Source organism: Halorhodospira neutriphila, assembly GCF_016584055.1.
GTDB classification, from domain to species: Bacteria; Pseudomonadota; Gammaproteobacteria; order Nitrococcales; family Halorhodospiraceae; genus Halorhodospira; species Halorhodospira neutriphila.
Genome location: NZ_NRSH01000123.1, coordinates 1 through 6,414 on the forward strand (window position 1 = coordinate 1; position 6,414 = coordinate 6,414).

Consider the following 6,414-nt stretch of genomic DNA (forward strand, 5'->3'; position numbering starts at 1 on the left):
CCCCAAGCAGGAGTTCAAGAAGGACGCCTTCAACATGTTCCAGGAGATGCTCGAGGGCCTCAAGCGCGAGGCCGTCGGCGTGGCGCGGCTGCTGATGCATCCGCTCGGCGTCCTGGCGGCGCTGCTCCTCGACCGCCTCGACGTCCTCCTCGGCCTGGACCTGCACCCGCAGGAGCACGCCGACGGCCTCGCGCTTGAGGCCCTCGAGCATCTCCTGGAACATGTTGAAGGCGTCCTTCTTGAACTCCTGCTTGGGGTTGCGCTGGGCGTAGCCGCGCAGCGCAACCCCCTGGCGCAGGTGGTCCATGGCCGCGAGGTGCTCCTTCCAGTGCTTGTCGAGGACCTGGAGCATCGCGGCCTTCTCGAAGTGGCGGACCACCTCGGCGCCGGCCTCCTGCTCCTTGGCCCGGTAGGCCGCCTCGATCTCCGACTGGATGCGCTCGCGCAGGCTCTGCTCGTGGAGCTCGTCGTCCTCCTCGAGCCAGCGCGCCACCGGCAGCGGCTGGTTGAACTCCTCGGCGAGGGTCCGCTCGAGGCCCTGGATGTCCCAGAGCTCGTCGATGGAGCCGGGCGGGATGTGCTCGGAGATGACCTTGTCGATGACGTCGCGGCGGATGGCGTCGACGGTCTCGGAGACGTCGTCGGCCTCGAGCAGCTCGTTGCGCTGCTCGTAGATCACCTTGCGCTGGTCGTTGGCGACGTCGTCGAACTCGAGCAGGTGCTTGCGCATGTCGAAGTTGTGCGCCTCGACCTTGCGCTGGGCGTTCTCGATGACCCGCGAGACCATCCCCGACTCGATGGCCTCGCCGTGCTCCAGGCCGAGGCGCTGGAGCATGCCGGACATGCGCTCCGAGGCGAAGATGCGCAGCAGCGGGTCCTCGAGGGAGAGGTAGAAGCGCGACGAGCCCGGGTCGCCCTGGCGCCCGGAGCGGCCGCGCAGCTGGTTGTCGATGCGCCGCGACTCGTGGCGCTCGGTGCCGAGCACGTGGAGCCCGCCGGCGGCGACCACGCGGTCGTGGCGCTCCTGCCAGTCGGCCTTGCGCCGCTCCACCTCCGCCGGGTCCGGGTCGTCGCCGAGCTCGGCGAGCTCGGCGTCGAGGTTGCCGCCGAGGACGATGTCGGTGCCGCGGCCGGCCATGTTGGTGGCGATGGTCACCTTCCCGGGCCGCCCGGCCTCGGCGATGATCTGCGCCTCGCTCTCGTTGTGCTTGGCGTTGAGGACGCTGTGCTCGACCCCCGCCTGCTGGAGGGCGTTGGAGACGCGCTCGGAGGCCTCGATGGAGGTCGTGCCCACGAGCACCGGCTGATCGCGCTGGACGCAGTCGCGGATATCCTCGATGAGCGCGTCGTACTTCTCCTCGGCGGTGCGGTAGATGAGGTCGTGGTGGTCCTGGCGGATCATCGGCTTGTGCGTCGGCACCGACAGGACCTCGAGGCTGTAGATGTGCTGGAACTCGAAGGCCTCGGTGTCCGCCGTGCCGGTCATGCCGGCGAGCTTGCCGTAGAGGCGGAAGTAGTTCTGGAAGGTGATCGAGGCGAGCGTCTGGTTCTCGGGCTGGACCGGCACCCCCTCCTTGGCCTCCACCGCCTGGTGCAGCCCCTCGGACCAGCGCCGGCCGGGCATGGCGCGGCCGGTGAACTCGTCGACGATGACGATCTGGTTGTCGCGCACGAGGTAGTGGACATCGCGCTGGTAGAGCGTGTGGGCGCGCAGGGCGGCGTTGAGGTGGTGGACGAGGTTGATGTTGCGGGCGTCGTAGAGCGACTCGCCGGCGCCGAGCAGGCCCTCGGCGCGCAGCAGCTCCTCGGCGCGGTCGTGGCCGACCTCGGTGAGGAAGACCTGCCGGGCCTTCTCGTCGACCTGGTAGTCGCCGGTGGCCTCCTCGCCCTCCTCGAGCTCCTCCTCCTGGGGGGTGAGCCGGGGCACGAGCCGCGCCATCGCCTCGTAGAGGTCGCCGGACTGCTCCGCCGGCCCGGAGATGATCAGCGGCGTGCGCGCCTCGTCGATGAGCACCGAGTCGACCTCGTCGATGAGCGCGTAGCCGAGCGCGCGCTGGACCTTGTCCTCCTTGCGGAAGGCCATGTTGTCGCGCAGGTAGTCGAAGCCGAACTCGTTGTTGGTGCCGTAGGTGATGTCGGCCTGGTAGGCGGCGACCTTCTCCTCCTGGGGCTGGCGGGGGACGACGACCCCCACCTCCATGCCCAGGGCGCGGTAGACCCGCCCCATCCAGTCGGCGTCGCGGCGGGCGAGGTAGTCGTTGACCGTGACCACGTGGACGCCCTGGCCGCTCAGGGCGTTGAGGTAGACCGGGAGCGTGGCGACCAGGGTCTTGCCCTCGCCGGTCTTCATCTCGGCGATCCGGCCCTCGTGGAGGACGATGCCGCCGAGGAGCTGGACGTCGAAGTGGCGCAGGCCGAGCACGCGGCGCGAGGCCTCGCGGACGACGGCGAAGGCCTCCTCGAGGAGGTCGTCGAGGGCCTCGCCCCCGGCGAGGCGCTCCTTGAAGGCGTCGGTCCGGGCGCGCAGCTGCTCGTCGGTGAGCTCGGCGATCTTCGGCTCGAGGGCGTTGATGGCCTCGACGCGCTTGCGCATGCGCTTGAGCGCGCGGTCGTTACGGGTCCCGAAGACGCGTTTGGCGATGGTCTGCAGCATGGGGTCTCTTCACAAATCGTCCGGCGAAGTCAAGGGACAGGATACAGGCAACGGCCGCCCGGGTGGTAACGCGCCCCTGGCGCGCCGGCGGCGGGGACCGGTAGATTGGGCGTATTCGCCCCAGGGGCCTGTACCCTGCTCGCTCCCCCTACGACCCGCAGCCGGAGGCAGCGTTCCGTGACGGCCAAGCCGCGCAAGTTCAACCCGGCCGCCCCGAGCAAGCGCGAGGGCAGCCTCCACCGCCTCGCCCCGCGCCTGGCGCAGCGCCCGGGGCCGCTGCGGGCGGTGGTCGACCACGCCCGCGAGCTCGAGCGCCTCACCCGGCGGCTCCAGCGCGCGGCGCCGGAGGCCGTGCGCGGGCGCTGGCGCCTCGCCCGGCTCGACCCCGAGGAGATCGTGATCCTCGCCGAGAGCAGCGCCTGGGCGACGCGGCTGCGCTTCCTCGCCCCGCAGCTCCAGGACGCCGCCGAGCGCCTCGGCGGCCGGCGCCCGCAGCGCGTGACCGTGCGCGTGGCCCCCTCGGCGCCGCAGCCGCGGGTCGGTGCTGGCCGCGGCGTCCCGGAGAGCGACAAAAAATAGGCCCGAGCCGGAGCCCGGGCCCAAGAGAGGGCTTTCGCTAGCGCCCCGGGACCGCGCCCGGGGCTCCCCACCAGTCTAGAAGTCCACCTGGAAACGTGTGGCGACGTAGCTGGCGCTACCCAGGGCGTCCTGGTCGGCGTTGACGTAGTTGAGCATCCACTTGGCGTGGGCCACCGGGTACCAGTTCAGGCCGAAGGTGGTCACGTTCGTCTCCGCTACACCAGCCGCAGCTACGCTGGTTGAGTTGCCATCACCATCAATCGCTGAAACACCGGCCATCTCCTCGGCATCGAGCACCGAGTAGCGGGCCACGAGCTCCCAGGCGCCGGAGCCGCTGTTGGCGCCGGTGAAGGGGCGGTTCGGCTTGACCCGGCCGAAGCCGCCGTCGGCCTTGTCGTAGGGCCGGCTCTCGCCGGTGAGGAAGAACCCGCCCTGGACGTAGTAGGTGTCGACGCTCGGGTCGGTGCCGTCGGCGGTGCTCAGGCTGAGCTGGCCGTACTCGCTCTGGAAGTGGGCGGGGCCGAGGACCGCGCCGAGCTCCACCCCGGAGACCTGGGTGTCGTCCACAAGGATCTCCACGCCAGTTTCAGAGTCGCTGACATCCCGCGTGGCTACAAAATCATCAGTCTTGTGGACCTCCGGCTCCAGGCCGAGCTCGAAGGTGTCGACGTTGCGCTGGGAGAGGGAGGCGCCGAGGTGGACCACCTGGCGGCCACCGTTGCTGTAGACCACCGGCGCGGTGATCCGGCCGGTGATGGCGCTCTTGCCGTTCTGGCCGGTGTCGAAGACGCCGAGGGCGACGTTCACCTGGTCGTCGCCGTAGTGGTCGGTGAGCATCAGGCCGTGGTTGCGGCCCTGGCTGATGACGCCGTCCGTGAGCATGGTCCGGGACATCAGGGAGATGTACTTGCTCGAGGTCTGCTCCTCGAGGCTGATCGGCTCCTTGAAGTGGCCGACCTTGACGCTCGGCAGCCCGCCGAGGCCGTGGGCCTTGATGTAGGCGTCCTTGGTGGAGACATCGCCGTCGCCGAAGTCGATCTGCAGCTTGTAGGCGAGCCACGGGGCCACGGCGCCCTCGGCGAAGAAGCGGGCCCGGCGCAGCTCGGCGCCCTCCTCGAGGTCGTCCACCCCCAGCCCGTCCTTGAGGCTGTCGTCGCTGTCGATGGCGAAGGTCTGGTCGTACATGATCCGGCCGCCGAACTCGCTGACGTACGAGCTCCACGGCTCCTGGCCGCCCTCGACCCCCTCGAGCTTCGACTCGAGGTTGGTCAGGCGGTTGTCGATGTAGTCGTAGACGTCGGACTGGGTCTGGGCGCCCGCCTGCGGCGCCGTGAGGCCGCCCGCGGCTACCAGCAGTGCGGGCGCGGCCAAGCGGAAGTGTCCAGTCATCAATCGTCCTCCTGCCGAATCGGGCCAATTTAGGTGCGTTGCAAAAGGGGAATCTGCCCGAGCCAGATGAAGGCTTCCTTGCCGCCGGGCTACAAGACGATGAAAGGCGGCCGCTGGAGCAGCGGCACGGCGCCCGCCGGGGGGCGCTCCTGTCGGGCAAGATTACAACCGTCGGGACGGTTTACCACCGGGCACTTCGACGCAATCTGTATCTTGCTGTTATGCAGAGACTTTCAAGGGCCGAGCGGTGCTGGCACGCCTCCTGCTTATGCTTAGCGTGAGTGTGCACGCTCCCCGGCCTAGCGGCCGGGTTCTCCCTTTGAAGGCCGACGACTCAGGAGGCCCCAATGCAGTACAGAAATTGGCTTGCAGTGATGTTCGCCCTCATCCTTGGCCTGAGCTCCGGCGCCCTCCTCGCCGAGGAGCACTCCGGCGAGGGCGCCATGGGCGAGGAGGAGCCCAGCGCCGAGGAGGCCGAGAGCATGGAGGGCGAGGCCACCGAGGAGGAGCAGCTCGAGGAGGGCGAGGCTACCGAGGAGGAGCAGCTCGAGGAGGGCGAGGAGCGCCCCGAGGAGGAGAGCGGCAGCTACTAGCTGCGGCCCTCTCCGCTGACAACGCTGGAGCGAAGGCCGGCCTTGCGGGGCCGGCCCTCCTCTCGCCTACCGCTGTCACTCCGCATGGCCGAGCCGGCGCTCGCTGAGCCGGCGCACCACGCGGCAGAGCCCCTCATTGAAGAGGTGGTGATCGTCCAGGATCTGGGCCCGCCCCACCGCGATGGCCTCGGCGAGCTCCTCGGGGTCCCGCTCGAGGACCTTGAAGCCGGCGCGGTTGGCGAAGACCAGCCGCCCGTCGGCGTCGTAGCCGGCCAGGCGCACCCGCAGCCACTGCTCGTCCCCGCCCTGGATCTCCATCCACGTCCCCTCAGGCAGGCGCCCCAGGCGGCGGACATTCGCCTCCCGCCCGCCGGCCTCGGCGGCGTCGTCGTTGGCGCTGGCCTGGGCCAGGTCCGGGTCGTCGCGGGTGAGGCAGCGCAGGTACTCCCCCTCCAGCGCCTGCAGCAGCTTGCTCAGCTCGAAGGGATCGCCGAGGACCTCGCGCAGGCCGTCGGCGAGCTCGTGGAGCAGCAGCGGGATCTCCATGACCAGGCGCTGGCGGTCCGCGTCCTCGGCCTGGGGCTCGAAGCTCCACAGGAGCCGCTCCATGAGCGCGCAGCTGCGCACCCACGCCTCGGAGTCCGGCCCCTCGGCGACGTAGACCAGCAGCAGCCGGCGCGCCCACGCCCCCCGCAGGACCCGCTCGACGAGGGCGGGCGGCTCGCGGCCCTCGAGGCAGCGCTCGAGCTCGTGCTCGACGCGCTCGCGCCCGCGCTCGACCCGCTGGTGGCCGTAGACCGCCCGCGCCGCGTGGTGGCGCTCGCTCTCCGGCGAGGGGCCGGCTGCCCCCTCCTCGACCGGCTCCTCGGCGCCCGGGGCGGCGGCGAGGAGCTCGAGCGCCTCCCGGCAGAGCGCCGGCAGCGCCCGCTGCAGCTCGTCGGTGAGCACCTCGAGGACCACCTGCCGCGCCGCCGGGGCGAGCGGCGAGCAGCGCGCCACCCGCAGGAACAGGTCGGTGAGCTGCGCCGGGGCGAGGGGGTTCTGCCCCGCGGCGACCCGCCGGCCCGGGAGGGCGGCGTCCAGGGCCCGCCGCACCTCCTCGAGGGTGTCGCCGACCGCCCCCTGCAGGGCCGCGAGCAGGCGCGCCTCGGCCCCCTCGCCGCCGGGTGCCAGGGGCGGGTGGGCGGCGCTCGGGTCGGT

General features: G+C 71.0%; 5 protein-coding genes. 2 read left to right on the plus strand and 3 right to left on the minus strand.

All coding sequences use genetic code 11. The features are described 5' to 3' along the window. Positions 1–2,653, minus strand: a 2,653-nt coding sequence (gene secA / locus CKO13_RS09805) for a preprotein translocase subunit SecA (protein ID WP_200260236.1), incomplete at its 3' end; no start/stop codon positions are given. A gap of 177 nt (positions 2,654–2,830) precedes the next feature. On the opposite strand from secA, the gene CKO13_RS09810 reads away from it, so the two are divergent. Continuing rightward, entirely contained in the window at positions 2,831–3,232 is a 402-nt protein-coding gene (locus CKO13_RS09810) for a DciA family protein (RefSeq protein ID WP_200260239.1), read from the plus strand. 75 nt (positions 3,233–3,307) lie between these two features. Here CKO13_RS09810 and CKO13_RS09815 read toward each other — a convergent pair whose 3' ends face one another. Next, entirely contained in the window at positions 3,308–4,621 is a 1,314-nt protein-coding gene (locus CKO13_RS09815; protein ID WP_200260242.1) for an OprO/OprP family phosphate-selective porin, read from the minus strand. 347 nt (positions 4,622–4,968) lie between these two features. Here CKO13_RS09815 and CKO13_RS09820 point away from each other — a divergent pair, with 347 nt between their 5' ends. Further along, on the plus strand, positions 4,969–5,214 hold the full coding sequence (locus CKO13_RS09820) for a hypothetical protein (protein WP_200260245.1): 246 nt from the start codon (positions 4,969–4,971) through the stop codon (positions 5,212–5,214). 75 nt (positions 5,215–5,289) lie between these two features. Here the strand turns inward: CKO13_RS09820 and CKO13_RS09825 are convergent. Then, the coding region (locus CKO13_RS09825) for a DUF1631 family protein (protein WP_200260248.1) at positions 5,290–6,414 on the minus strand (1,125 nt) is incomplete at its 5' end.